Raw genomic sequence first — 673 nt, 5'->3', positions numbered from 1 at the left:
GGCCGGGGATTCTGACCACCTGGGCTGGTTTCCACCCTGGATGTGTCCGCCCCCTAGCGCCCGAATCCGTTGGCGGCGCGGCGGGCGCGCCTAGCGCAGCCCGGTCTGGCGCAGCGTGATATTGATCCGTCCGCTGCTGATCCCGCACCCGGCCGGGGCGGTGTGCGGGTGGATCTTGGTCACCGCGTGGTAGGCGAAGCGGGCCGGGCCCTGGAAAACGAACAGGTCCCCGGAGGCCAGGCGCAGATCCTGGTACGGCTGGTTGCGGTGCTCGTTGTTGCCCAGCCGGAAGGTGGCGCTGTCCCCGATGGACAGGGACACCACCGGCGCGTTGACCGCCTCCTCCCGGTCCTGGTGCATGCCCATGGTCGCGTTCACGTCGTAGTAGTTCACGATGGCCGCATCCGGGTGGTAATCCCGTGCCTGCCGCGGATCCCCGGTGGCCGCCTGCACCGCGCTGCGGCCCAGATCCACCAGCCACTGCGGCATCGGTGCCACCGGCGCCCCGTTGACGTCATCGGCGGTGCGCGAATAGCGGTTCGGGCTCCAGTGCCAGCCCAGGCAGACGGTCTGCACGCTCATCGGGTGCCCGGCAACCACCGTTGAGTGCGGCGGCACCGGGCCCTGGCCCCATTCGGAAGAAGCGCTGGGTGATCCACTGCTGCGCGGCCGG

1 pseudogene is annotated in these 673 nt (G+C 70.4%); it reads right to left on the bottom strand.

What is annotated here, in order from left to right:
- Positions 1-90: 90 nt before the first annotated feature.
- A pseudogene (locus tag JCM19049_RS16680) lies at positions 91-673 on the bottom strand (alpha-ketoglutarate-dependent dioxygenase AlkB); the annotation flags it as partial.

The organism is Arthrobacter sp. JCM 19049 (assembly GCF_001310435.1).
This window is presented reverse-complemented; position numbering and strand designations above follow the sequence as displayed.